The organism is Pseudomonas campi (genome assembly GCF_013200955.2).
Lineage (GTDB): Bacteria > Pseudomonadota > Gammaproteobacteria > Pseudomonadales > Pseudomonadaceae > Aquipseudomonas > Aquipseudomonas campi.
This window is the reverse complement of sequence record NZ_CP053697.2, coordinates 3,306,781-3,331,009: the sequence shown is the minus strand read 5'-3', so window position 1 is coordinate 3,331,009 and position 24,229 is coordinate 3,306,781. Positions and strand designations below refer to the sequence as shown.

21 protein-coding genes are annotated in these 24,229 nt (G+C 63.9%); 15 read left to right on the top strand and 6 right to left on the bottom strand.

Annotated elements, in window-relative coordinates; translation table 11 throughout:
• Positions 1-136 precede the first annotated feature (136 nt).
• The 6 genes from HNE05_RS15435 to HNE05_RS15410 all read left to right on the top strand — a co-directional run bounded on the left by HNE05_RS15435 (position 137) and on the right by HNE05_RS15410 (position 10,741).
• Positions 137-1,291 (top strand): efflux RND transporter periplasmic adaptor subunit, encoded by a 1,155-nt coding sequence (locus tag HNE05_RS15435; protein ID WP_173208980.1) that lies wholly within the window; start codon positions 137-139, stop codon positions 1,289-1,291.
• Between the two features lie 12 nt (positions 1,292-1,303).
• Positions 1,304-4,438, top strand: coding sequence for an efflux RND transporter permease subunit (locus HNE05_RS15430; protein ID WP_275678735.1), 3,135 nt, complete (start codon positions 1,304-1,306; stop codon positions 4,436-4,438).
• 605 nt (positions 4,439-5,043) lie between these two features.
• The gene (locus HNE05_RS15425; protein ID WP_173208978.1) at positions 5,044-6,231 is read left to right on the top strand and encodes a multidrug effflux MFS transporter; all 1,188 of its coding nucleotides are present in this window, start codon (positions 5,044-5,046) and stop codon (positions 6,229-6,231) included.
• Positions 6,232-6,526: 295 nt separating this feature from the next.
• Positions 6,527-7,174: a methylamine utilization protein gene (locus tag HNE05_RS15420; protein WP_173208976.1), complete on the top strand. Its 648-nt coding sequence runs from the start codon at positions 6,527-6,529 to the stop codon at positions 7,172-7,174.
• Positions 7,171-9,531 (top strand): putative bifunctional diguanylate cyclase/phosphodiesterase, encoded by a 2,361-nt coding sequence (locus HNE05_RS15415; RefSeq protein ID WP_173208975.1) that lies wholly within the window; start codon positions 7,171-7,173, stop codon positions 9,529-9,531. The genes HNE05_RS15420 and HNE05_RS15415 overlap by 4 nt, the downstream gene beginning before the upstream one ends.
• Positions 9,532-9,694: 163 nt before the next feature.
• The gene (locus HNE05_RS15410) at positions 9,695-10,741 is read left to right on the top strand and encodes a DUF2235 domain-containing protein (RefSeq protein WP_173208974.1); all 1,047 of its coding nucleotides are present in this window, start codon (positions 9,695-9,697) and stop codon (positions 10,739-10,741) included.
• Here HNE05_RS15410 and HNE05_RS15405 read toward each other — a convergent pair.
• Positions 10,738-12,666, bottom strand: coding sequence for a RecQ family ATP-dependent DNA helicase (locus tag HNE05_RS15405; RefSeq protein WP_173211696.1), 1,929 nt, complete (start codon positions 12,664-12,666; stop codon positions 10,738-10,740). The two genes, HNE05_RS15410 and HNE05_RS15405, sit on opposite strands and share 4 nt — an antisense overlap.
• A gap of 163 nt (positions 12,667-12,829) precedes the next feature.
• Here HNE05_RS15405 and ppk2 point away from each other — a divergent pair, with 163 nt between their 5' ends.
• The 3 genes from ppk2 to HNE05_RS15390 all read left to right on the top strand — a co-directional run bounded on the left by ppk2 (position 12,830) and on the right by HNE05_RS15390 (position 14,370).
• Entirely contained in the window at positions 12,830-13,663 is an 834-nt protein-coding gene (gene ppk2 / locus HNE05_RS15400) for a polyphosphate kinase 2 (protein WP_219637201.1), read from the top strand.
• A 285-nt stretch (positions 13,664-13,948) separates the two neighbouring features.
• A complete protein-coding gene (locus HNE05_RS15395) occupies positions 13,949-14,161 on the top strand; it encodes a DUF4177 domain-containing protein (RefSeq protein WP_173208972.1) in 213 nt (70 codons plus the stop codon).
• Entirely contained in the window at positions 14,158-14,370 is a 213-nt protein-coding gene (locus HNE05_RS15390) for a hypothetical protein (protein ID WP_173208971.1), read from the top strand. Before HNE05_RS15395 ends, HNE05_RS15390 begins: the two co-directional genes overlap by 4 nt.
• A gap of 86 nt (positions 14,371-14,456) precedes the next feature.
• Here the strand turns inward: HNE05_RS15390 and HNE05_RS15385 are convergent, their stop codons facing one another.
• On the bottom strand, positions 14,457-15,722 hold the full coding sequence (locus HNE05_RS15385) for a uracil-xanthine permease family protein (RefSeq protein WP_173208969.1): 1,266 nt from the start codon (positions 15,720-15,722) through the stop codon (positions 14,457-14,459).
• Between the two features lie 2 nt (positions 15,723-15,724).
• Positions 15,725-16,363, bottom strand: a complete 639-nt coding sequence (gene upp, locus HNE05_RS15380; protein ID WP_173208967.1) for a uracil phosphoribosyltransferase — start codon at positions 16,361-16,363, stop codon at positions 15,725-15,727.
• Between the two features lie 214 nt (positions 16,364-16,577).
• Here upp and HNE05_RS15375 point away from each other — a divergent pair, with 214 nt between their 5' ends.
• Positions 16,578-17,135: a hypoxanthine-guanine phosphoribosyltransferase gene (locus HNE05_RS15375; protein WP_173208965.1), complete on the top strand. Its 558-nt coding sequence runs from the start codon at positions 16,578-16,580 to the stop codon at positions 17,133-17,135.
• A complete protein-coding gene (locus HNE05_RS15370) occupies positions 17,136-17,606 on the top strand; it encodes a WbuC family cupin fold metalloprotein (protein WP_173208963.1) in 471 nt (156 codons plus the stop codon). It begins immediately after the preceding gene.
• Between the two features lie 61 nt (positions 17,607-17,667).
• On the opposite strand, the gene dauA is transcribed toward HNE05_RS15370, so the two are convergent.
• A complete protein-coding gene (gene dauA, locus HNE05_RS15365; RefSeq protein WP_173208960.1) occupies positions 17,668-19,389 on the bottom strand; it encodes a C4-dicarboxylic acid transporter DauA in 1,722 nt (573 codons plus the stop codon).
• Between the two features lie 146 nt (positions 19,390-19,535).
• On the opposite strand from dauA, the gene HNE05_RS15360 reads away from it, so the two are divergent.
• Positions 19,536-19,823, top strand: coding sequence for a PA4642 family protein (locus tag HNE05_RS15360; protein WP_173208958.1), 288 nt, complete (start codon positions 19,536-19,538; stop codon positions 19,821-19,823).
• Positions 19,824-20,342: 519 nt separating this feature from the next.
• The gene (gene mqo, locus HNE05_RS15355; protein ID WP_173208955.1) at positions 20,343-21,833 is read left to right on the top strand and encodes a malate dehydrogenase (quinone); all 1,491 of its coding nucleotides are present in this window, start codon (positions 20,343-20,345) and stop codon (positions 21,831-21,833) included.
• Between the two features lie 45 nt (positions 21,834-21,878).
• On the opposite strand, the gene HNE05_RS15350 is transcribed toward mqo, so the two are convergent.
• The gene (locus tag HNE05_RS15350; protein ID WP_173208953.1) at positions 21,879-22,112 is read right to left on the bottom strand and encodes a hypothetical protein; all 234 of its coding nucleotides are present in this window, start codon (positions 22,110-22,112) and stop codon (positions 21,879-21,881) included.
• A 167-nt stretch (positions 22,113-22,279) separates the two neighbouring features.
• Between HNE05_RS15350 and HNE05_RS15345 the strand changes: the two genes are divergently transcribed.
• Positions 22,280-22,864 (top strand): YajG family lipoprotein, encoded by a 585-nt coding sequence (locus HNE05_RS15345; protein ID WP_173208951.1) that lies wholly within the window; start codon positions 22,280-22,282, stop codon positions 22,862-22,864.
• A gap of 58 nt (positions 22,865-22,922) precedes the next feature.
• Here HNE05_RS15345 and HNE05_RS15340 read toward each other — a convergent pair whose 3' ends face one another.
• A complete protein-coding gene (locus tag HNE05_RS15340; RefSeq protein WP_173208949.1) occupies positions 22,923-23,135 on the bottom strand; it encodes a hypothetical protein in 213 nt (70 codons plus the stop codon).
• A gap of 259 nt (positions 23,136-23,394) precedes the next feature.
• Between HNE05_RS15340 and HNE05_RS15335 the strand changes: the two genes are divergently transcribed.
• A complete protein-coding gene (locus HNE05_RS15335; RefSeq protein WP_173211695.1) occupies positions 23,395-23,679 on the top strand; it encodes a hypothetical protein in 285 nt (94 codons plus the stop codon).
• Positions 23,680-24,229 lie beyond the last annotated feature (550 nt).

The window sequence follows — 24,229 nt, the reverse complement described above, 5'->3', positions numbered from 1 at the left end:
GGTCTAGGCTCTTGTTTGGGGAACAGAGTGTAATGATTTTGCTGTCGATGTTGTGTTTACAAACGTGAATGTATGTAACTAGCATGGCAGCTTTTCCAGGCTTTACCTGCGACCGCGCCGTCACGGAGACGACTTCATGCTTTTTCGCCACCTTCCATTCGCGCTCAAGGCAACTGCCCTTGGCCTGCTGATCCATTCCTCTGCCCATGCGGATCAAGCCGCCGGCACGATGCCGCCGCCGGATGTGGTGGTGGAAGAAGCCAAGGTCGAGTCGCTGCCTCTGCAGTTCGAATACCCGGCGCGTACCGCCGGTTTCCGCGAGGTGCAGGTGCGCGCCCAGGTCAGCGGCATCCTCCAGGAGCGCCTGTACACCGAAGGCAGTGCGGTGAAGCAGGGCCAGATGCTGTTCCGCATCGATGCGCGTTCCTACCAGGCGGCGCTGGCCCGTGCCAAGGGCGCGTTGGCCCAGGAACAGGCGCGCTACCGGCAGACCGAGCGGGACCTCAAACGCATCCGCGAGCTGCAGAAAAAGGGCTTCGCCAGCGAGAGCGAGCTGGACAACGCCATCTCCAACTTCGAACAGAGCAAGGCCAATATCGAAGCGGCCAAGGCCGAGGTGCAGGCCAAGCAGATCGACTTCGACTACACCACGGTGGAAGCGCCGATCTCCGGTATCACCAGCAAGGAAACCGTTTCCGAAGGCAGCCTGATGGTCGCCGGCGATCCGAATGCCAGCCTGCTGACCCAGATCACCCAGCTCGACCCGATGTACGTCAACTTCGCCGCGCCCGACCGCGAGGTGGCCAGCGTGCGCCAGGGTTTGCAGGACGGCAGTCTGGTGCGCGATGGTGAGCAGAAGCTGAGTGTGCAGATCATCTTCGGCGACGGCACCCTCTATCCGCTGCAGGGCCAGGTCGACTTCACCGACAGCCTGATCGACCGCGCCACCGGCACCGTCAGCGCCCGCGCCGTGGTGCCCAACCCGGACCAGGCGTTGCTCCCGGGCCAGTTCGTGCGGGTGCAGGTCAAAGGCATCAGCAAACCGAATGCGGTCACCGTGCCCGAGCGCGCCATTTCCCAGGGGCCCAACGGCACCTTCGTCTACGTGGTGGACGCGCAAAATGTGGCGCGTATACGCCCGGTAACCACCGCCCACACCGCCGCCGGACGTTGGGTGGTGGAGAGCGGCATCGCCGCCGGTGACCAGGTGATTGTCGAGGGGCTGCCCAAGGTCAGGCCCAACGAGCCGGTGAAGGTGGTCGCTGCCGCTGCCTCCAAAGCCCAGCAGTAAGGAGTCCGGCCTGTGATCTCGAAATTCTTCATCGACCGCCCGGTATTCGCCGCGGTCATCTCCATCGTCATCCTGCTCGGTGGCCTGGCCGCCATGCGCGCCCTGCCGATTGCCCAATACCCACAGATCCTGCCGCCGCAGGTCTCGGTGACCGCCAGCTATCCGGGCGCCAGCGCCCAGGTCATCGCCGAAACCGTGGCCGCGCCGCTGGAGCAGCAGATCAACGGCGTCGAGGGCATGATCTACCAGCTGTCCAACTCGGCCAGCAGCGGCAGCATGAGTTTGTCGGTGTACTTCCAGGTGGGCCGCGATCCGGACCAGGCCACCATCGACGTCAACAACCGGGTGCAGGCCGCGCTGGCCAAGTTGCCGGAAGAAGTGCGTCGCCAGGGCGTCAAGGTGGAGAAGAAGTCATCCGACATTCTCCAGGTGATCACCCTGTATTCGCCGGACAACTCCCGCGATCCGGTGCTGATTTCCAACTACGCGCTGATCAACGTGATCGACGAGCTCAAGCGCCTGCCCGGCGTTGGCGCGGTCAGCCAGTTCGGTTCCAAGGACTACTCCATGCGCATCTGGCTGCGCCCGGACAAGCTGGCGCAGTACAACCTGACGCCGACCGACGTGGTCAACGCCATCCGCGAGCAGAACTCGCAGTTCGCCGCCGGCAGCTTCGGCCAGCAACCGCTGCAGACCGCCCAGGACTTCACCTACACGGTGACCACCCAGGGCCGCTTCAAGGACCCCAAAGAGTTCGAGAGCGTGATCCTGCGCTCCGATGAAACCGGTGCCAGCCTGACCCTTGGCGATGTCGCGCGGATCGAGCTGGGTGCCCAGGACTACTCGCTGATCACCTCGCTCAACGGCCAACAGAACGCGGCCTTCGGGGTCTACCTGCAGCCGGGCGCCAATGCCCTGGATACCGCCGAAGCGGTGCAGGCGACGATGCAGCGCCTGTCCGCGCGCTTCCCGGAAGGCATCACCTACAAGATCCCCTACGACACCACCAAGTTCGTGCAGATCTCCATCGAGGAAGTGGTCAAGACCTTCTTCGAGGCGCTGCTGCTGGTGGTGCTGGTGGTGTTCATCTTCCTGCAGAACTGGCGTGCCACGCTGATCCCGGTGCTGGCCATTCCGGTGTCGCTGATCGGCACCTTCGCCGGCATGTACGCGCTGGGTTTCTCGATCAACCTGCTGACCCTGTTCGGCCTGGTGCTGGCCATCGGCATCGTGGTGGACGACGCCATCGTGGTGATCGAGAACGTCGAGCGGGTGATGAAGACCGAGAAGCTCGGCCCGCGCGAAGCCTCGATCAAGGCCATGGAAGAGGTCACCGGGCCGATCATCGCCATCGTCCTGGTGCTCTGCGCGGTGTTCGTGCCGGTGGGCTTCCTCGGCGGCCTGGCGGGGGAGATGTATAAACAGTTTGCGATCACCATTGCCGTATCGGTGGTCATCTCCGGCATCGTCGCCCTGACCCTGTCGCCGGCCCTTTGCGCCCTGTTGCTCAAACCGGGGCACAGTGAACCGGCGGCGCCGTTCCGCTGGTTCAACCGTTTCTTCGACAAGCTCACCGACGGCTACAGCGCCGGCGTGGCGTTCTTCCTCAAACGTTCGGTGGTGGGGCTGCTGCTGTTCGGCGGGATGATCGCGCTGACCATCGGCCTGTTCAGTCGGGTGCCGGGCTCGCTGGTGCCGGACGAAGACCAGGGTTATGTGATCAACGCCTACTTCCTGCCGCCGGCCGCCTCGGTCAACCGGACTGATGCGCTGACCAGCGATTTCACCCAGCAGATGATGAAGCACCCGGCAGTCGAGGACGTGGTGACCTTCGCCGGCTTCGACGTGCTGACCTTCGGCAACCGCACCAACGCCGGGGTGTCCTTCGTGCCGCTCAAGGACTGGTCCGAGCGCACCACGCCGGAACTGGATGCGCGTAACCTGACCCGCGAGTTCATGGGCATGGGCATGACCGAGAAGGACGGCGTGGTGATGTCCTTCAACCCGCCACCGATCACCGGCATGAGTACCACCGGTGGCTTCGAGGGCTATATCCAGGACCGTTCCGGCGGCAGCGTCGAAGCCCTGGCGACCAAAGTTCAGGCCTTCCTCGCCGCGGCGGCCAAGCGTCCCGAACTGGGCGGGGTGCAGAGCACCTTCAACGCCAGCGTGCCGCAGTATTACATCGACCTCGACCGCACCAAGGCGCGCGCCCTGGGGGTGAGCATCAGCGATGTGTTCACCGCTATGCAGTCGACCTTCGGCAGCTACTACGTCAACGACTTCACCCTGTTCGGCCGTACCTGGCAGGTCAGCCTGCAGTCGGAGTCGGAGTTCCGCCGCAAGCCGGAGGACCTGTCGCAGGTCTACGTGCGCTCCAGTACCACCAATGACCTGGTGCCGCTGACCAGCCTGATCAAGGTACGCCGCATCCTCGGCCCCGATACCTACGCGCGCTTCAACGTCTACCCCTCGGCCAAGGTGCTCGGTGGGCCGGCGCCGGGCTACAGCTCCGGGCAGGCGCTGGCGGCCATGCAGGAAGTGGCCGACGAGGTGCTCGGCAGCGACTACAGCCTCGGCTGGGTCGGCTCGGCCTACCAGGAGCTGGCCACCCAGGGATCGGGCAGCATCGCCTTCATCTTCGGTTTGATCATGGTGTTCCTCATCCTTGCGGCCCAGTACGAGCGCTGGACCCTGCCGCTGGCGGTGGTCACCGCGGTGCCGTTCGCGGTGTTTGGCGCGATCCTCGCGGTGTGGCTGCGCGGCATCCAGAACGACGTGTACTTCCAGGTCGGCCTGATCACCCTGATCGGCCTGGCGGCGAAGAACGCCATTCTGATCGTCGAGTTCGCCGTGATGCTGCGCGCCGAGGGCAAGGGCATCTTCGAGTCGGCCTATGAGGCGGCGCGGTTGCGCTTCCGCCCGATCGTGATGACCTCACTGGCCTTCATCCTTGGTTGCGTGCCGCTGGCCATCAGCACCGGCGCCGGCTCGGCCAGTCGCCACTCGATCGGCACCGGTGTGATCGGCGGCATGCTGGCGGCGACGCTGCTGGCGACCTTCGTTATCCCGATGTTCTACCTGCTGGTGGAGTCGCTGGCAGAGAAGATGGGCAAGAAGAAGACCAAGGTGGTCGACTCGCACTAAGAGTCTGTTCACGATCTTTGGCATCGCTATGGCGGTGTGACAGGCAGGTGTAGGGCGCTCTGCTTCCTCTCCCGTTTACGAGAGACGACTGCATGGATGCAGGAGGTAGAGCGACGCAGGAAGCCAAAGCCGAGGGCTGGGGAGAGGGTGAGTGGGCCAACTCCCTCTCCCCCGGCCCCTCTCCCACACGTGGGAGAGGGGAGACAAGCGGCCTGTAGCCCGGATGCAATCCGGGAGCCGGGCATGCCCCCATTTCCCCGGATTACATCCGGGCTACTTGCTGTTAACGATCTTTTAGCGGTGTGTAAGGCAGGCTCGGTGCGCTCTGCACCCTCTCCCGTTCACGGGAGAGGGTGGGGAGAGGGTGAGTGGGCCAATGCCCTCTCACCCAGCCCCTCTCCCACACGTGGGAGAGGGGAGACAAGCGGCCCGGTAGCCCGGATGCAATCCGGGAGCCGGGCATGCACCCATTTCCCCCGGATTACATCCGGGCTACCTGTCGGGCAGGTTGGGCGTATGGCCTGCGCAACAGCCGCTGTTTCGATTATCGGGCGCCATGCTGGCGCCCGGCGTTTTTCCGGGGTGCGCCCCGCAGTGGATAAACCATGAACCTACGCATCCTGCTGATCCTCGGTGCCCTGAGTGCCTTCGGGCCGATGGCTATCGACTTCTACCTGCCGAGTTTTCCGACGCTGGCCAGGGAGTTCGCCACCGATGTGAAGCATGTGCAGCTGTCGCTGGCGTCCTACTTCGTTGGTATCGCCTTTGGCCAACTGATCTATGGGCCACTGGCCGATCGTTATGGCCGGCGCCGGCCCCTGCTGGTCGGGGTCTTGCTGTTCACCCTGGCTTCGCTGGGCTGTGCCCTGGCGCCCAGCCTGGATTGGCTGATAGCCGCGCGTTTCGTGCAGGCCCTGGGCGGCTGCGCCGGCATGGCGATTTCTCGCGCGGTGGTGCGTGACCTGTGCGATCCACTGGAGTCGGCGAAGACCTTTTCCAAGCTGATGCTGGTGATGGGCGTGGCGCCGATCCTCGCGCCCATGGGGGGCGGCGTGCTGCTGGAGCTGTTCGGCTGGCAGTCGATCTTCCTTGGCCTGATGCTGTTCGGCGCGCTGAGCCTGGTCGGCATCCTGCTGTGGCTGCCGGAGACCCTGCGTGTCGATGGCCCGCGTCCGCCACTGTCGGGCGCGCTGCGGCGCTACGTGGAATTGCTGGGTGACCGGCAACTGATTGGCAACGGCCTGACCGGGGGCGTGGCCATGGCCGGGATGTTTGCCTATATCGCCGGTTCGCCCTTTGTCTTCATCGACCTGTACGGCGTCTCGGCGCAGAACTATGGCTGGCTGTTCGGTTTGAATGCGGCCGGCTTCATTCTTTCGGCCCAGTTCAACGGCTGGCTGCTGCGCCACCATGGTCCGCGGCACTGGCTGCAGCGCACGGTATGGGTTTATCTGCTGGCAGCGGCGGTCATGCTGGCGGTGGCGGCGGCCCAACCCAAGGCGCTGTGGCCGCTGATGATCCCGCTGTTCATCTGTATTGCCAGCCTGTCGTGCATCCTGCCCAATGCCTCGGCCTGCGCCATGGCCGGGCAAGGTAACCAGGCGGGGAGTGCGTCGGCACTGATGGGCTCGTTGCAGTTCATTGTCGCGGCGGCAGCGGCGGGCATGGTCGGTGTGTTGCACGATGGTACGGCGCGGCCCATGGCGCTGATCATCTGCGTGTGCGGGGTGCTGACGGTGGTGCTGGCCTTGTCGACGGCCCGGCATGCGCGGCGCCAGTCTTTGGAGTTCTGAGAGTCGCTGTCTGATCTCCTGTAGGGGGGGCAGCGCCCCCGGCAGAGCGTAGGAAGTTCTGATGCGTTTGCCGCGCGCCGAAGGGCGAGTGCCACGAGTCATGCTCAGTTGCGGCTTGTGAATCGCACGTCTTGGGCTCCTTAGTGTTCTAGTTCTCGGCGGTTGCTCCCGCCGGTTGTAGCGCCTTGTCTGGGTCGGATTCAGATGGTCGGGAGCAGGGGCGCCCGCTGCTGGCGAATGGCTACACCCTGGCGCTGCCTTCCTATACTCAGCCCATCGACCGTTGGAGGTGGGTATGGGCAAGCTGGGTGTTGGGCTGCTGGCTGGACTGTTGTGGAGTGGTTGGCTGGCGGCGGCGAGCCTCGATATCCAGTTGCGCGACAAGCACGACGGGCCGCTGGCCGACGCCGTGCTGTGGATCGAGCCGGGGGCGGGCCAGGCGCCGGCAGCCGGCCTCAAGGTCAACCAGGAAAAACGCCAGTTCGTGCCCTATGTCCTGGCCGTGCAGGCGGGTACCCGGGTGAGCTTCCCCAACGCCGACCCGATCAACCACCACGTCTATTCCTTCTCCCCGGCCAAGCGCTTCGAACTGCGTCTGCAGAAGCAGCAGGACCTGCCCCAGGAAGTGCTGTTCGACAAGCCCGGCCTGGTCACCCTCGGCTGCAATATCCACGACTGGATGCTCGGTTTCATCCTGGTGCTGGACAGCCCCTGGTTCGCCCAGACCGATGCCCAGGGCCGTGCGCGCATCGACTACCAGCCGGCTGCAGGGCAGCGCGTGCATATCTGGCATCCGCGCATCGCCGACCCGGCCGAGCAGCAGGTGCGCACACTGGCGGCTGACGGCCCGTTGCTCTGGCGCTTGAACAGTGAGCTCAAGCCGGACCCGCGGCCCAAGGAGCCGAGCAAGCGGCCGCAGGGCAAGGGTGGTTACGTACCATGAGCCTGCGCGGCAAGATCCTCGGCTTCTTCCTGCTCCTGCTGCTGGCGGTGATGGTGCTGCTGCTGGCGCTGGTCTATCGCTCCACCTACAGCCACACCTTGCAGCAGGTGCAGGCGCAGCTGGGCTCGGCGCATGGCGTGCTGGCCAATGAACTGCAGAGCCGCCGTCAGGCACAGAGCGCGCTGGCCGAGCTGATCGCCAAGGACTTCACCCTGCTCGGCGAAATCGCCGATCTGGTCGCCAGTCCGCAGCAGGAGGCGCAGTCGCTGTCCGCCGCGCTGGAATCCTTCGCCTCGCGCAGCCAGGCCAGCTTTGCCCTGGTGCTGGCGCCCGAGGGCCAGGTGCTGGCCGGCACCAGCGCCGAACTGGCGCCCGGTGCGCACTTGCCCTGGAACGACCTGCTGGTCCTGGACGAGCCCGATAGCGCCGAGCGCCTGGTGGTGCTGGATGGCCGCGTGCTGCACGTCAACCTGACGCCGATCTTCGCCCCGCGACCCAACCTGATGGGCTGGCTGCTGATGGCCTTCGAGCTGGACGACGCGGCCGCCGCCCATCTAGCCGAACTCAGCGGCGCCGACGTGGCCCTGCTGGACGGCGCGCCCGGCGCCTACCGGGTGCTGGCCAGCAACCTCGACGGGCTGTCGCGCGCCGAATTGGCGACCCTGCAGTTGCCGGATACCTCGGGGGTGTTCCGCTTCGAACTGCAGCACCTCGAACAGGTGGCCCTGCGCGCCCCCCTGACCGAAACCGGGGGCGCGCTGCAGGTGCTGCTGATGCGTTCGCTGTCCGCCGAGCTGGCCCACTACCAGCCGCTGCAGTGGCAACTGGCGGCCATCTTCGCCATTGCCCTGCTGTTCGCTGGCCTCGGCGCGCTGTGGATCGCCAATACCGTCAGCCGCCCGTTGGCGCAGATGGTGGAGAGCGTGCGGCGCATCGCCGGGGGGGATTACCAGGCCAGCGTGGCCACCCGTGCCAGTGGCGAGGTCGGCCTGCTGGCCCGTGAGTTCGTCGCCATGCAGCAGGGCATCGCCGAGCGCGAGAAGACCATCAGTTTCCTCGCCTACCGCGATCCGCTGACCCAGCTGGCCAACCGCAACCGTTTCGTCGCCGAGCTGCAACTGGCCCTGGCCGGCTGCCCGGCAGGCGAGGGCGTGGCCGTGCTGCTGATGGACCTGGACAACTTCAAGGACCTCAACGACACCCTCGGCCATGAGGCCGGCGACCAGCTGCTGTGCCTGCTTGCCCGGCGCCTGCAGGAGCTGCTGCGCGACGGTGAGCAACTGGCGCGCCTGGGCGGCGACGAATTCGCCCTGCTGATTCCGCACTGCCATCCCGGCAGCGTGATCCCCGCCGCCGAACATTACCGCAGCGCCCTGCAGCAGCCCTTTGCCGTGCGCGGCATCAGCATGACCCTGAATGCCACCCTTGGCATCGCCCTGCACCCGGACCACGGTGAGAGCGCCGGCAGCCTGTTGCAGCACGCCGAGGTGGCCATGTACCTGGGCAAGGCGCAGCGCTCGCCCTACGCCCTTTACCGCCCGGAGCTGGATCGCCACAGCCTGGTGCGCCTGGCCCTGATGAGCGAGCTGAAAGGCGCCGTGGAGCAGGGCCAGCTGAGCCTGTATTTCCAGCCCAAGCTGGATATCCGCCAGCGCTGCCTGATGGGCGTGGAATGCCTGGTGCGCTGGATTCATCCGGTGCACGGCTTCGTCCCGCCGGACGAGTTCATCCCCCTGGCCGAGCAGACCGGCAACGTCTGCGCGCTGACCCGCTGGGTGGTGCGCACGGCCCTGGCGCAGAGCCGTGCCTGGCAGGAGCAGGGGCTGGCGCTGAAAACCGCGGTCAACGTCTCCGCCCTCGACCTGGCCGACCCCGGTTTCGCCGGCTTTATCGCCGCACAACTGGCCGAGCATGCCGTCCCGCCGGGCAGTCTGGTGGTGGAAATCACCGAAAGCGCGGTGATGGCCGACCCCGAGCAGGCGCTGGGTCAGCTGCAGCAGCTGTGCGAGCTGGGCGTGCGCCTGTCGATCGACGACTACGGCACCGGCTACTCGAGCATGGCCCAGCTCAAGCGCCTGCCGGTGCACGAGCTGAAGATCGACAAGTCGTTCGTCCTGGACCTGCTGAGCAACCCGGACGACGACATCATCGTCCGTTCCACCGTCGAACTAGGCCACAACATGGGCCTCAAGGTGGTGGCCGAAGGGGTGGAAACCGACGCCGTGCTGCAGCGCCTCGACCAGCTCGGCTGCGACATCGCCCAGGGCTACCTGCTGAGCAAACCGCTGGCGCCGGTGGCCTTCGCCGAATGGCTGGCCAAGACGCACTGGGGGTTGCCGCGCCGCGCAGTCGGATAAAGGGTTGCGACAGACCGGCCAGCTTGTGCTTGTCTTGCTGAGACCCTGCATCCGATCTCTAGTTTGCGCGATCGGAAGCAGATACTGAGGGATCGATAGCTGTCTTTCCGCAGGTTGTGCACACCGTTGCCAACAGGTGCCCAAGGCGCCAAGGAGGAAGGACATGGCAGACCATAAAGAACGCCTGATACTGCTGTTCGACGGCACCTGGAACGACCCGCAGGACCGCACCAACGTCTACCAGCTGTCACGGCTCATCGAAGATTACGACGGCACGATTCCCCAGCGCTTCTTCTACGACCCCGGCGTGGGTACCGGCCGCTTCACTCGCTTTACCGGCGGCGTCTTTGGTGCAGGGCTGAGCGATAACCTGCAGGAGGGCTATGACTGGCTGGTGCGCCATTACACCGCCGCCAGCGAAATCTTCGTGTTCGGCTTCAGTCGCGGTGCCTACACCGCGCGCAGCCTGGTGGGGATGATCCGCAAGTGCGGGCTGCTACACACCTCCACCCCCGCCCTGCTCGACGCGGCCGAAAAGATCTACCGCAACAAACAGGTCGGCCCCGATGACAGCCTCTGCTGTAACTTCCGCGCCCGCTACAGCCGGGAGGTGAAAATCCATCTAATCGGCGTGTGGGACACGGTCGGCGCCCTCGGCATACCGGGCACCCTGATTTCTGAGCGCGGCCTGTACTCCTGGCACGACACCCAGCTGTCGAAGATCGTCGAGCGCGCCTACCACGCCGTGGCCCTCGACGAGCACCGCGCGGCCTATGACGCGGTGCTGTGGACCAGCGACGACGGCCTGCAGAAGCCGGAGCAGATCGAGGTGGAACAGCGCTGGTTCATCGGCGCCCATGCCAATGTCGGCGGTGGCTATAGCGACGATCCACTGTCCACGCTATCCCTGGCCTGGATGCTGGAAAAGGCCAGCCAGGCCGGGCTGAAGTTGAGGTCCTACCAGTTGACGGCCAATGCCTGGCAGAGCAAACCGCGGGACTCCTTCAGCGCGTTTCTCGGGGGCGGTTATGGCGCTTTTCGCCGGCTGCTACACCCCGGCGATGGTCGGCATTACCGTGGGTTCGATGAAGGGTCAAAGGGGCAGCGTGGCGTTGGCGTAACGATCGATCCCTCGGTTTGGGCGCGCTGGAACGCCAATTCCGATTACCGACCGCCGACGCTGGTGCTGGCTGGGAAGAAGCCGGCTTAGGCCTGCTGCTCGGCCCAGCTGCGCACCTCGGCATAGGGATAGTCTTCCAGCGCCGCAAAGCCGGGAATCTGCCGGGCCTTGAGTTTGGTCAGCAGCGGCACGCTGATGCCGCAGAGGAAGCGCGTCAGGCACTCGGCGCTGGGCAGTTGGCCCTTGGCTTCCTGGTGGCGCTGGCTGAAAGCGTTGCACAGGGCCTGGAAGTCCTGCCCGGCCAGCGGGCGTAGTGCGGGTGGAGCGGGCAGGTGGGCGACCTGGCCGTGGCACACCGAGCAGTGGCCACAGCGTTGCGGCGCCTGGGCGTCGCCGAAGTAGGCGGCCAGGCGCTGGCTCAGGCAGTGGTCGCTGGCGAACAGCTCGAGCATGGCCTGGATGCGGGCGATCTCGCTGGCTTCCTGCTGGCGGAAGTAGGCGTGCAGTTCCTCGCTCAGCTGTTGCGGGTCGAAGCGCGGGTCGAGCAGCGCGTAGACCTCGGTCATCTGCTTGCTTTCCAGCTCGATCCAGCCTTTTTCCTGGAAGAAGTCCAGAGCCTTGATCACCCGGCCGCGCTCGGCCTGGTGCTGGCTGTACAGACTGTCGAAATCCACCGTGCACCAGGTGCGCGCGCGTGCCGAGGTGGCAATGATCGCCTCGACGAACTGCCGCCGCTCGCCTTCGAACTTGCCCAGCAGCACCTCGGGTTCCACCAGGTACTTGAAGCGGTACTCGGCGAAGTAGGCGTAACGCGGGGCGATGATGCCGCGCAGTTCCAGCTGCACCAGCAGGGTCTTCAGCGGCAACTGGCGGATATTGCTCTGCTCGGAGAGCTGGTTGAGCATCAGCTCCCATTCGCCGTTCTGGCTGTTGCCAAGCAACTCATCGAGCACGCAGCGGATACCGGCCAGCTCCGGCGTGTCGCCGTAAACGAAGTTCTCCAGCACATTGAGGCTGTCGCGGTTGGCCAGCACCAGGCAGTCGGACGGTTGCCCATCGCGGCCTGCGCGGCCGATTTCCTGGCTGTAGTTCTCGGTGGATTTCGGCAGGTCGAAGTGCACCACGTTGCGGATGTCGGCCTTGTCGATGCCCATGCCGAAGGCGATGGTGGCGACGATGCAGTTGATGCGCCCGTCCATGAATTGGCGCTGGATCGCTTCGCGCGTCTCGTGCGGCATGCCGGCGTGGTAGGCGCTGGCGGGGAAGCCGCGCTGGCTGAGCTGCTCGGCCACCTGCTCGGCGGTCTTCTGCTGGGTGACGTAGACGATGCTCGGTTGGCCGGCCTTGGCGCCCAGCCATTCGCCCAGGCGGCGCTGTTTGTCGCGCCCGGCCACCGGCTCCACCAGCAGGTTGAGGTTGGCCCGGTAGAAGCCGGTGGTGACTACATCGTCTGCGGCAATCGCAAACTTCTTCTGCATGTCGGCGATCACCGGCGGGGTGGCGGTGGCGGTGAGCAGCAGCACCTGGGGGATGGCGAACTGGCGCTGATAGTCGGGCAGCTTGAGGTAGTCGGGGCGGAAGTTGTGGCCCCATTCGGAGATGCAGTGCGCCTCGTCGACCACCAGCAGAGAGATTGGCACCTGGCCGATGAAGTGGCGAAAGCGCTCGTTCTTCAGGCGCTCGACCGAGATCATCAGGATCTTCAGCTCGCCGGACTTGGCCTTGGCCATGGTTTCGGCGGTCTGCTCGCGGCTCTGCGCCGAGTCGATGCTGGCTGCGCTGATGCCACGGGCATGCAGGAAGGCCAACTGGTCCTGCATCAGCGCCAGCAGTGGCGAGACCACCAGGGTCAGGTGCGGCAGGTGCAGGGCCGGCAACTGGTAGCACAGCGACTTGCCCGAGCCGGTGGGGAAGATTGCCGCCGCCGAGCGCCCGGCCAGCACGGCCTCGACCACCCGTTCCTGGCCAGGGCGCAGCTGGGAAAAACCGAAGACGCGGGAAAGGGTGTCGAGCATGGGCTGTCGTCCGCTGGCAGCAGTGGGGGGCTGACCATAGCGCGCGCTGCCGTGTGGCGCCAGCAACGAAGGGCGCACAACCATGTTATTGATCCAGCACATGGAAGGCTGGCATCTGGCGATCTAGGCTAGTCCTTGGTTATTACCAACGATGGGATTCGACATGAGCAAGCACAAGAGCAAGGCAACGCAAGGAAAGATCGAAGCGACCGCCAAGGCCGCAGACGCAAAACTGTCGCGCAAGGATTACGAGCAACAATTGAATGACTTGCATGTCGAGCTGGTAAAGCTGCAGCAATGGGTGGTGGCCACCGGCGCCAAGGTGGCGGTGGTGTTCGAGGGGCGTGATGGTGCTGGCAAGGGCGGCACCATCAAGGCGCTGACCGAACGGGTCAGTCCGCGGGTGTTTCGCGTGGTGGCGCTGCCGGCGCCGACCGAGCGGGAAAAGAGCCAGATGTACGTGCAGCGCTACATCAGGCACCTGCCGGCTGCTGGCGAAGTGGTGATCTTCGACCGTAGCTGGTACAACCGCGCCGGCGTCGAGCGGGTGATGGGTTTCTGCGACGAGACTCAGTTGAAGAAGTTTCTCAGTGGTACGCCACTGTTCGAACGCAACATGGTCGACTCGGGGATCATCCTGCTCAAGTACTGGCTGGAGGTCAGCCCGGAGGAGCAGGAGCGGCGCCTGCGCGCGCGCATTGAAGACGGGCGCAAGACCTGGAAGCTGACCGCGATGGACATCAAGTCCTACAACCGTTGGGACGCCTATACCCAGGCCCGCGACGAGATGTTCGAGGCCACCGATACGCCTTGGGCGTCCTGGTTCGTGGCTCGTTCCGAGGACAAGAAGCGCGTGCGCCTGAACCTGATCAGCCACCTGCTGCAGCAGATTCCCTATGAGCAGATCCCCCAGCCCAAGGTCAAGTTGCCCAAGCGCAAGATCGGCGCCTACAAGGCGACCCACTATCCCTTCAAGTTCATCGCCGAGCCGTTCTGAGGCGGATGGCGCGATCCGGCTGGAGCAGCCCTTGCTTTCATCCGCCCTGGGAGGCTGCTAACCTCCCGCGCGTTCAAGCGCAGGGAGGCGCTGAGGCAACGCCTCGACGCCACAGCGGACGATAGTGCCTGTATGTCGACCTTCCAGGTCGAACCGAGCGTCTCCCTTTCCGACCCTGCCCAGCCTCCCGTTGGGCTTCCCACGATGTGGTTGGCGCTTGGCTTCTGGGGCAGGGCGTTTATCGCGCCGCTGCACCGTTAGTTCTTAACCACCGCAGGTGCATACATGAAGCAGTACAAGGTTGTTGTTTATCGCGAAGGAATGCTGGGCTCGCTGTTGCTCGGGGGCTCCAAGGTCGACCCGGTGAAGTTCTCCGAGTTCTTGAACAAGAACGCCGCTGAGGGTTGGCGTGTGGTGACCATGGAAAAAGATATTCGCCGCATGCTGCTGTTGTGGAAGCGCGAGGCTTACTTGGTGGTCATGGAGAAAGATATTTGAAGATCGCAGTCATCATCGGCCTGAGCCTGTTCACTGCATGGGCGGCGATGGCGATCATTCAGCTATGGTTCGAGCCGCTGACCGCAGAGGTCTTCGTCAAACTGTCTGTGACGGCTGGTGTTGTTGAGGTGGTCGTGCTGATCGTCGCCTTGGTCATCAGAGAGTACTGCTCCGAGAAAGAGCTGAAATCCAAAGGCTACCTCGACTGAAACCGCTGCAGACGCTGCATCCAACGGTCAGCCCCTGAACTCAGGAGCTGGCCGTTTTTGCTATTGAGAGAACAGTTGTCGCTTCCTCAGATCTCCGGGTCCAGCGGCGGGTGCTTGTGCCAGGCGCTGCCGCCCGGCAGCACCAGGTTCAGCAGCAAGGCGCTGATGGCGCACAGGGAAATGCCGGACAGGGCGAAGTCGTTGTTACCGATGGCCATGCCGCCGATGCCGAACACCAGGGTTACCGAGACGATGATCAGGTTGCGCGCCTCGGACAGATCGACCTGGTGACGGATCAGGGTGTTCAGGCCGACTACCGCGATTGAGCCGAACAGCAGGCAGAGAATGCCGCCCATGACCGGTACCGGAATGCTCTGCAGCGCCGCGCCGAACTTGCCGATGAAGGCCAGGGCGATGGCGAACACGGCCGCCCAGGTCATGATTTTCGGGTTGAAGCTCTTGGTCAGCATCACTGCGCCGGTGACTTCGGCGTAGGTGGTGTTGGGCGGGCCGCCGAACACGCCTGCGGCGGAGGTAGCCAGGCCGTCACCGAGCAGGGTGCGGTGCAGGCCGGGCTGCTTGATGAAGTTTTTGCCGGTCACGCTGCCAATCGCTACGACCCCGCCGATGTGTTCGATGGCGGGTGCCAGGGCCACTGGCACCATGTAGAGGATGGCGCCCCAGTGCAGTTCGGGCGTGACGAAGGCGGGCATCGCCAGCCAGGGCGCGGCGGCGACGCCACTGCTGTCGATCACGCCGAAGAAGGCGGCCAGCACACAGCCGACGACGATGCCGGCGATGATCGGCACCAGGCGCAGCAGACCACTGCCGAGCACGGCCACCAGCAGGGTGGTGAGCAGTGCCGGCATGGAAATCAGCATGGCGGTTTCGTACGGCACCAGTTGCACGCTGCCGTCACCGGCCTTGCCCATGGCCATGTTCACCGCCACCGGCGACAGGGCCAGGCCGATGGAGATGATCACCGGGGCGATCACCACGGGCGGCAGCAGGCGGTCAATGAAGCCCGCGCCTTTGACCCGCACCACAGCGCTGAGCAGGATGTACACCAGGCCGGAGGCGACCACGCCACCGAGCACGGCAGGCAGGCCGAACTCGCCCTTGGCGGCGAGAATCGGCGCGATGAAGGCGAAGCTGGAGGCCAGGAATACCGGCACCTGGCGCCCGGTGACCAGTTGGAACAACAGGGTGCCGATGCCGGCGGTGAACAGCGCGACGTTGGGGTCCATGCCGGTGATCAGTGGCATCAGCACCAGGGCGCCGAAAGCGACGAAAAGCATCTGTGCGCCGGAAACTACCTGGCGCCAGAGTGGATCGTTGTATTCATCCTGCATGCTCAGGCGTCCTTCTGCTTGGTGCCAAAGATCTTGTCGCCGGCATCGCCGAGGCCGGGAATGATGTAGCCGTGCTCGTTGAGGCACTGGTCGATGGAGGCGGTGAAGATCATCACGTCCGGATGGGCGTCGTTGACCACCTTGATACCTTCCGGTGCGGCGACCAGGACCATGGCGCGGATTTCCTTGCAGCCGGCTTTTTTCAGCAGGTCGATGGTGGCGACCATGGAGCCGCCGGTGGCCAGCATCGGGTCGATGATCAGGGCCAGGCGTTCGTCGATTTCCGGGGCGAGCTTTTCCAGGTAGGTGTGCGCTTCCAGGGTTTCCTCGTTGCGCGCCACGCCGACGGCGCTGACCTTGGCTCCGGGGATCAGGCTGAGCACGCCGTCGAGCATGCCGATGCCAGCGCGCAGGATCGGCACCACGGTGATCTTCTTGCCGGCAATTTTCTCCACCTGCACGGTGCCGGCCCAGCCCTGGATCTCGCAGTCTTCCAGGGGCAGGTCGTTGGTTGCCTCGTAGGTGAGCAGGGCGCCCACTTCCTGGGCCAGTTCGCGGAAGTTCTTCGTGCTGATGTCGGCGCGGCGCATCAGGCCGAGCTTGTGGCGGATCAGTGGGTGGCGGATCTCGCGGATGGGCATGCAGGGTCTCCGGGAAGGGCGGCGGGAATACTGTCTAGAGTAAAGCACTGGTCATGCCAGCTGGACGACGCGCAGTTTACTGACTGACTTGAATAAGTGGTCAGAAAATATCCGCCCCGACTTGCCCTGACGCGTCAGTCTGAGTACCTTTGCCGACCATTTTTTATGACCTACCATCCGTGGCGGTCCCCCTTTCATCTCTCAGGAGAACGCCATGTCCGCCGACCTCGCCCACATTCGCCAAGTCATGGCCGAAGCCGATTGCCTGTACACCGATGCCCAGGTCGAGGCGGCGATCGATAAAGTCGCTGCGGTGATCAACGGTGAACTGGCCGAGAGCAATCCGGTGGTGTTCTGCGTGATGAATGGCGGCCTGATCTTCGCCGGCAAACTGCTGCCCAAGCTGGGCTTCCCGCTGGAGCTGTCGTACCTGCACGCCACACGCTACCGCAGCGAAACCACCGGCGGCGAGCTGTTCTGGAAGGCCAAGCCGGAAATCTCCTTCATCGACCGCGAAGTGCTGATCATCGACGACATCCTCGACGAGGGGCACACCCTGTCGGCCATCATCGACTTCTGCAAGCACGCTGGTGCGCGCCAGGTGCACACCGCGGTGCTGATTGACAAGATCCACGACCGCAAGGCTCGTCCGGACCTCAAGGCCGACTACGTCGGCCTGCCCTGCGAGGATCGCTTCATCTTCGGCTACGGCATGGACTACAAGGGCTACTGGCGTAACGCTGCCGGCATTTTCGCGGTCAAAGGCCTGTAAGTGCCGGGGCCGGCCTTCCTCGACCGCGACCTGTTTGCCGAGCTGACGGCCAAGGCCGCGCAGAGCCCGCGCCAGCGCAGCCACCATAACCTGCACGCGATGGACGAGCCCTGCCACCGCCTGGCGGTTGGGCTGCAACCGGATACCTATATCCCGCCCCATCGCCATCTGGCGGCCGACAAGGCCGAGACCCTGCTGGTGCTGCAGGGGCGACTCGGCCTGCTGCTGTTCAGCGAGAGTGGCGAGCTGCAGGGAACCCGGCTGCTCGCAGCGGGCGGCGACTGCCTGGGTGTCGATCTGCCGCCGGGGCAGTTCCATGCCCTGGTGGTGCTGGCGGCGGACAGCGTGTTGTTCGAGTGCAAGGCTGGCCCCTACCGTCCGTTGGGCGAAGGCGAGCAAGCCAGCTGGGCGCCGCGCGAAGGCGAGGCCGGCGTGGCTGACTACCTGGCCTGGATGCGCGCGCAGTTCTGATTGCCCGTAGCCCGGATGCAATCCGGGAGCGGAGCTGACTGCTTCCCGGATTGCATCCGGGCTACAAAGTGGGCGCTTGCTCCAGCCAGCTGAGGGCCTTGGCCCGTGCCTGGGGCAGGGTGCGGGTATAGGCCAGGCGGCCGTTCTCCAGATGCACCCCGGCACGCCGCAGCTTCAGGCGCAGGCGCGGCGAGACGCCGGCCAGGACCAGGCCGATACCGTGCTTGCGGTAGTCGTGCAGCACGTTCTCCAGGGCCGCCAGGCCGGTCATGTCCAGCAGCGGCACCGCGCTCATCTCGACAATCACCACGCGAACTTCCGGGTTGAAGCGGCGCAGCACGCTCAGCGCCTTCTCTGCCGCGCCGAAGAACAGCGGGCCGCGAATGCTGTAGGCCAGCACCTGCTCCGGCAGCTCGCCAAGCAGTTGCAGCTGGCTGCGTGGCAGTGCGGTGGTATCGGTCAGCTCGCTCATGCGCTTGATGAAGATGCCGGTGGCCAGCAACAGGCCGACGCCGACCGCCAGGACCATGTCGAACAGCACGGTGAGCAGCAGGCAGGTGAGCAACACCAGCACATCGCTGCGCGGGGCGATACGCAGGGTGTGCAGCACATGGCCCGGTTCGCTCATGTTCCACGCCACCACCAGCAGCAGGGCGGCCAATGCGGACATCGGCAGGTAGCTGAACAGGGGGGCCAGGAACAGCATGGCCAGCAGTACCACGCCGGCATGGATGATCGCCGCCAGCGGCGAAAAGGCGCCGGCGCGCACGTTGGCGGCACTGCGGGCGATGGCGGCGGTGGCGGTGATGCCGCCGAACAGCGGGGCGACCAGATTGCCCAGGCCCTGGCCGATCAGCTCGGCATTCGGATCATGCTTGCTGCCGGTCATGCCATCTGCGACCACGGCGCACAGCAGCGATTCGATGGCACCGAGCATGGCGATGGCGAAGGCCGGGGCCAGTAGCTGGCGGATCAACTCGAAGGACAGCACCAGAGGCTGGCCATCGGGCCCCGGCAACTGCCAGGGCCAGGCGAAGTCTGGCAGGAAGGGTGGTATGCCGGGATAACTGACGCCGTCCACGGCATAACTGAAGCGCTCGCCAAGGGTCGCTACCGGCAGGCCGAGCCATTCCAGCAGCAGCGCGAGCAGAGCGCCGACAGCCAGGGCGACTAGGTGGCCGGGCACCTTGGGTACCAGTTTCGGCCACAGCAGCAGGGTGGCCAGGCTGGCGCTGGCGATCAATACATCACCGGGGTGAAAGTCCGGCAGGGCCTGGCCGATCAGCTGCAGGTGCTCGACCACATGCTGGGGCGCACCGGCCAGGTGCAGGCCGAGCAGGTCTTTGATCTGCAGCACGGCAATCACGATGCCGATGCCGGCAGTGAAGCCGAGCGTCACCGGGTAGGGCACGAATTCGATCAGTTTGCCGGCGCGGCCCAGGCCCAGGGCAATCAGGATCAGCCCGGCCAGCAGGGTGCACAACAGCAGGCCGCCGAGGCCGTATTGCTGGGTGATGGGCAGCAGAATCACCACGAAGGCGGCGGTTGGTCCGGAGATATTGAAACGCGAGCCGCCGGTCAGTGCGATCAGCGGAGCAGCGATGAGGACGGTGTAGAGGCCGTGTTGCGGCGCTACGCCGACGGCGATTGCCAGGGCCATGGCCAGGGGAATGGCGATGATACCGACCGTCAGGCCGGCACTCAGGTCGCCGCGCAGGGCCTGTAGCGAGTAACCGGCGCGCAGAGCCTGGCGCCAGGCGGCAAACAGCTGGGGTAGAGGCATCGCAGGCTCCGTATCGACGGCCCGCAGTATAAAGGCTTGCGAGTAGTGTGGGATTGCGCTGGCGCAAGATATTTAGTCGCGTTGAGCGCGCTGGCAGGCAAGGGTAAACTGCCGGCCCCGTAATACCCGCTGAGCTGGAGTGCGTGATGCGTAAAGACAAGAAACAGGTGATTGGCGAAGAAATCAGCGAAGACTCGATCAAGCTGTTCCTCGCGGTGGAGCCGGCCGATGCCACGCCGCCGTCCCTGCACAAGCTGGTCAAGGCCTACCGTGGCCTGCGCATCGACGATTTCGAGCGTTTCCTCGGCTTCTTCAAGGACGCCGGTTACGACCTGGCTGCCAAGGATGCCCAGGGCAACGATTTTATCGCCCTGATTCAGGATCAGCGCCTGGCCGAGCCCTATATAGAAGCGGTGCAGGCGGCAAAAGCCTGAGAACCTGTTTGCGATCTCCTGGCCGTCGGCCATACGGCGTTAAAAACAGCCTCGGATGCTCATTTACAACTCGTAAACTCCGCTTCCTCTGCTGTTTTTGCCTTGTCTGGCCCTAGTCCAAGAGATCGTAAACAGATTCTGAGGAATGTAGGAAAAGTGACCGTTCGGCCGGGGTCGTGCATTTTTTGCGACTGGAATTGAGGCTTTAGTGGTATCGTGCGCGCCGTAAAATTCCCCTGCCGGCGCCTTGCAAGGCGTGGTGCGCTTGGCGCGCAGCTTGCACAGCATGAGCTAGAGCCTTTGTCGGGCCGGGGAGTGAAGAATTGAACGCATGGGCTGCCCACAGGCGGCGCGTGCCGGACGAGGTTGCGCAGGATCGGATCAGGCCAAGTCATCGGCCACGATGCTGGCTCCTCCGATGCTCCAGACACCTGTCTGGCTGTCAGTGATTAGTGGTTGATGCGCGGCTCAAAAGGCCGATGCCATCAATTTGGTACTGCAGATCTTGGAGAAGCGTTAATGACGCAAGTCAATCACGAAACTGTGGATGTGCTGCTGGTCGGCGCCGGCATCATGAGCGCCACCCTGGCGGTGCTGCTCAAGGAGCTGGATCCCAGCCTCAAGCTGGAGATCGCCGAGCTGCGCTCGTCGGGTGCCATCGAGAGTTCCAACCCGTGGAACAACGCAGGTACCGGTCACGCCGGTCTCTGCGAGCTGAACTACACGCCGCAGGCGGCCGATGGCTCGGTCGACATCAAGAAGGCCGTGCAGATCAACACCCAGTTTGAAGTCTCCAAGCAGTTCTGGTCCTACCTATGCGGCAAGAGCGAATTCGGCTCGCCGAAGGGCTTCATCAATCCAGTGCCGCACCTGAGCTTTGTGCGTGGCGAGAAGGACGTAAGCTTCCTCAAGGCCCGCCATGCACAGATGAGCCAGCACCACGCCTTCGCCGACATGGAGTACAGCGAAGACCAGGCCGCTATGGCCGAGTGGATGCCGCTGATGATGCAGGGCCGCGATGCCAGCGAACGCATCGCCGCTACTCGCTCGCTGAATGGCACCGACGTCAACTTCGGTGCGCTGACCAATCAACTGCTGCATTACCTGGCCAGCCAGGGCGGCATCAATGTCAGCTACAACCAGAAAGTCACCGGCCTCAAGCGCAGTGGCCAGGGCTGGTCGGCTGAGATCAAGAACAGCAAGACCGGCGAGCAGCGTGAAGTCTCGGCGAAGTTCGTCTTCCTCGGTGCCGGTGGCGGTGCCTTGCCGTTGCTGCAGCTGTCCGGCATCCCGGAAGGCAAGGGCTTTGGCGGTTTCCCGGTGAGCGGTCAGTGGCTGCGTTGCGATAACCCGGAAGTGGTCAAGCTGCACCAGGCCAAGGTCTACAGCCAGGCCGAAGTGGGCGCGCCGCCCATGTCGGTACCGCACCTCGATACCCGCGTGGTGGATGGCAAGACCTCGCTGCTGTTCGGTCCCTATGCTGGTTTCACCACCAAGTTCCTCAAGTACGGTTCGTTCCTCGATCTGCCGCTGTCGGTTCGCCCGAGCAACATCGGCCCGATGCTGGCCGTGGCCCGCGACAACATGGATCTGACCCGCTACCTGATCAAGGAAGTGCTGCAGTCCCAGGAACAGCGTCTGGAGACCCTGCGCAAGTTCTATCCGCAGGTCAAAGCCGAGGACTGGACCCTGGAGATCGCTGGCCAGCGCGTGCAGATCATCAAGAAGGACGCCAAGAAGGGCGGTGTCCTGCAGTTCGGTACCGAGCTGGTATCGGCTGAGGATGGCTCCATCGCGGCCCTGCTGGGCGCTTCGCCAGGTGCTTCGGTGACCGTGTCGATCATGCTCAACCTGATCGAGCGCTGCTTCGCCGAACAGGCCAAGAGCGAAGCTTGGGCAAGCAAGCTCAAGGAAATCTTCCCGGCCCGCGAATCCGTGTTGGAAGAAGATGCCGAGTTGTACCGCGAGGTCAGTGAGCAGTCAGCCAAGCGCCTGCAGCTGAATGCCTGAGCTGTCTGATGCTCGATAAAAAAACCGCCTCTCGGGGCGGTTTTTTTATGCGGCTACCATCACTCGCGGGCGGCTGAACTGTTGCCGGGGCAGGATGATCTCAGCGACTGGCAGCGGCTGACCCAGCCAGCAGATGCGCGCTTCCTTGATCTGGACCCAGCCGGGCTCTGCGGGCACCACTGTGCTTTCACGCAAGGCACGGCAGCGGCCGTCGCTATCCAGCAGGGCGTAGCAGCGCATCTTGCCGCGTGGGCTGAGCAGGCTCCACAAACTCATCATCAGGCTGTCCTCTTGGTTGGCCCGATCCTTATCCCATGGCCGGGTGACAGGGGCATGACAGGAACTGGTACGGCGCTGGCGTGGTCAGAAAAACCAGCTGTCAGCGCAGAATCCTGCTGGTTATACTGCCGGCCATTTTCCGCAACCCCCTTCTGGAGAGATCAAGCATGATGAACCGTGCGCTGCTCGGCCTGATCGCCCTGTTCAGCCTGGCCCTGGTCGGCTGTGCCCACAGCCCGCAGCAACTCAAACCGCAACCGCGCCTCAACGCGGCCTTGGTCGCCGTTGGCCAGGGGCAGCCGGTGGTGGTGCGGGTTGCCGATGGACGTGCGTCGCCGAACCTCGGCACCCGTGGCGGTCTGTATCCGGAAACCAGCGCCATCAGCGTGCAGGGCCAGGACATCCTGCCGCGCCTGCAGGCCGAGGCCGAAGCCGCCGTGCGCCTGCTCGGCTTCACCCCGAGCGCCAATGCCTACAACGCGCCGCAGCTGACCCTGACCCTGGCCGACCTCAAGTACCAGTCGCCGAAAGAGGGCCTGTACGTCACCGAGGCCGATATCAGCGCCACTTTCCGCGTCGATGTGCAGAACAGCACCCGTCGCTACAGCGGCCGCTACGGCGCCTCGCTGAACCAGCGTTTCGGCATGGCGCCGAACCAGGAAACCAACACCAAGCTGGTTAGCGATGTGCTCAGCGATGCGATGACTCGTGCTTTCAAGGATCCGGCCATCGGCCAGTTGCTGGCCCAGTAAGTCTTTGCAGCATGAAAAAAACCCGGCTCAGGCCGGGTTTTTTCTTATCGGGCCCGCGTCAGGCCGCTTCGTGGTACAGCTCGGGCAGGCTGATGCCGGTCTGCTCGTCGATATCTGGCAGATCGTAATGTTCGTGCCCGCCCAGGGCGCAGTAGGCCAGCCAGTGGTGATCCTGCACATTGATGGAAAGCTCATCGATCAGCGTGATGGCCTCCACATCGTCCAGTGAGTCGATCAAGTAGTCACGATCCTGCGGTTGTGCACTGAGCATGCTGTGAGTCTCCCTAATCTGGTTGTTGCCAATATGGATGTGGGTTAACCAAGCAAGGGCCAAACATAGTCTACGGACAGGACGCTCATCAGATCGATTGGTAATGGGCCAAGTGCTACTTCGTCGGAAACGACAGCTGTGCTGACAGGGCTTCGGTAGAATCCGCCCCCGTATTTTGCCTGCCAGCCCATTGTCTGGCTGCCATTCCTTTCATTGCCTCAGCACTGCGTGCCGGGGTCGCCTGAAGCAGAGGTTGATGATGTCGCTGCAGGTTTTCTGGTCACTGTTGTTCAATCACCCGGCCCAGATCGTCAACGGGCTGGCCTTGTTCTTCGCCGTTGCGGGGGCGTGGCTGCTAGTGGCCACACGCTTTCGCGAACAGCGTGCGGTTGCTGGCCTGCTTGTCGGCAGCCAACTTGAACTGAGCGACGAGGCTTCGTTGCTGAGTGAGTCAACTCGGCGCCTGAATCGCTTCTTCTATGTGTTTGCCGGCATCACGCTGCTGACAGCCTTGCTGTTGTCCTGGTTCAGCACCGGGCTCTGAGCGCGCTTGCGCATCAATTCGCCCGTTCGGTGCGGGCGACTGCTCTTTTGGGCCGTTTTTTGCTGAATCGCCTGGGGTGATTCATACCGCAGAAACGGCCATTCATCTTTTTTCATTTCTCCCATTCATCCCCGGCTTATCCGACATTTTCCCGTTCCAGCGGTCGGGTCTGCTGCTGGGTGGAGAAATCTTTCGCGACATACAGTGCACTAATCCCTCTTGCAGTATTGCTTGATACGTCTTGCCTAGCCCCTCTAGAGCAGGCGCTGTGGTGATTTGATTGGCTTGTTTCTGTGACTGATTAGTCACGAAAATAGCGGCTATTTGAGTGTCCTAAATATAGGAATTGTGACAATTGCATGGGCGCGGTTGTTTTTCTTTTGGCCGATTTAAATTGAGCTTTGAATTCATTTGGTGACCGCTTTAATGTGCGCTGGTTCGTACTCGGTAGGTTCCCGACAAAGGCGCCGTGTTGACAGCAGCGCAAATGTAAAAATAGGATGCGGCTGCGTTTTCCGCGTACTAAAGCGACTCCATGGAAGTAGAGAGT